The organism is Mesorhizobium sp. M2A.F.Ca.ET.039.01.1.1, from assembly GCF_003998035.1.
Taxonomy (GTDB): Bacteria; Pseudomonadota; Alphaproteobacteria; order Rhizobiales; family Rhizobiaceae; genus Mesorhizobium.
Window position 1 is genome coordinate 1 of the sequence record NZ_RZRY01001151.1, and the last position, 1,339, is coordinate 1,339.

At 59.1% G+C, this 1,339-nt stretch carries 2 protein-coding genes and 1 pseudogene; 1 reads left to right on the forward strand and 2 read right to left on the reverse strand.

Features of this window, described 5'->3' with window-relative positions:
* Positions 1-67: 67 nt before the first annotated feature.
* The gene (locus EOA24_RS38085; protein WP_126083651.1) at positions 68-301 is read right to left on the reverse strand and encodes a hypothetical protein; all 234 of its coding nucleotides are present in this window, start codon (positions 299-301) and stop codon (positions 68-70) included.
* 161 nt (positions 302-462) lie between these two features.
* Between EOA24_RS38085 and EOA24_RS38090 the strand changes: the two genes are divergently transcribed.
* Entirely contained in the window at positions 463-735 is a 273-nt protein-coding gene (locus EOA24_RS38090; protein WP_126080503.1) for a hypothetical protein, read from the forward strand.
* A 151-nt stretch (positions 736-886) separates the two neighbouring features.
* On the opposite strand, the pseudogene EOA24_RS38095 reads toward EOA24_RS38090, so the two are convergent.
* A pseudogene (locus EOA24_RS38095) lies at positions 887-1,339 on the reverse strand (GMP synthase); the annotation flags it as partial.

The following is a 1,339-nucleotide window of genomic DNA, read 5'->3' on the forward strand; positions in this document are numbered from 1 at the left end:
CCGCCAAACCCGACGCTGGAGCCGATCAGGCTGCGCCGTCGGTCAACGAGACGGGTCGCGAGCAGACCTACTCCGAGAAGCTCACGCTGACGCCGCGCTGACGAAAATAGGCCTGCATCAACTTGCGCCCGGCGCGGTTGTTCTGCACCAGCCTGGTTGGATCGAAAACCGCCTGTTTCTTTCCCTCTCGTGCCAGTGCCGCCTTGAGGGTTGCGATATGCGCATCGAGGTCGGCATTGTCCGCTCGGAGTGAGGCATAGATGTTTTCGGTCGCCTCGGCCAAGGTCAGTTCGCTCACAATATTTTCCTTTTGATTGATGGGGCGGCGAATAACACAGATTCGGGGCCGCACCGATACCATCCGTTTTTGTTCCTCGCGTTTCGAGGGGAGGGCTTCTATCTTGGACAGGGCCCGATGCTGATGTGGCGAGGCGGGCTCTCACCTGACAGGAGGTTTACGTTGTGAAAATACGCACGACAACGCACAATCATCCAGGAGAACCAGGCGTCATTCTGCTGGATCAGCCATTGGCGAACATGATCGTGGCCACCGACATTCGCGATGGCGCGACGACGCTGTTCGGCACCGTTGATCTCCAGGCGAACTATTCCGGCAAGTACGACATCAGAGTTGAATTGTCGCCGGACGAACTCACGCGCGTCTACCGGCTGCTCGTCAAAAATCTCCTCGAGAAAATACAGGAGGTTACTAAAGCAATTCCAGGAAAAGTGTGAGCGGTTTTCCGTCAGGAATTGCGTCAAGACAAAGAGATAGAGAGGTTCGCCGTTTCCGTGAAACGGTGAAACGCTCTAGCGAGCAAAATCCTTGAAGGCGGAGGCGGTTTTTTGAGTCGAGCACAGCCGTTCGAAGCACATTCGGTTGACTTTACCCCGCCGCCGGCCTGCCAAAAATCAGCCCCAAAAACTCACCCAGCCAGCGCTTGAGGTGCATGTCCCAGATCAGCCGGCCGCCGAGATGGTCGCGGCCGGGCTGGGCGCCGGGGAGCTCGAAGCGATGCGCGCCGCGCACCACCCAGCGATGCATCATTATCCGGGTCAGCTCGCCATGGAACTGGATACCCCAGGCGTTCTCGCCGTAACGAAACGCCTGGTTGGGATAGGTTTCCGCTGTCGCCAGCAGCGTCGCTTCCTTCGGCAGCGAAAAGCCCTCGCGGTGGAACTGGTAGACCATTTCCGGCCAGTGCAGCAGCTGCTTGCCGGCCTCGGTCGCCTTCAGCGGATACCAGCCGATCTCGACCAACCCATCGCCATGGCCCTCGACCTTGCCGCCGAGATGGTTGGCGAGCATCTGCGCGCCGAGGCAGATGCTCGCCAACCA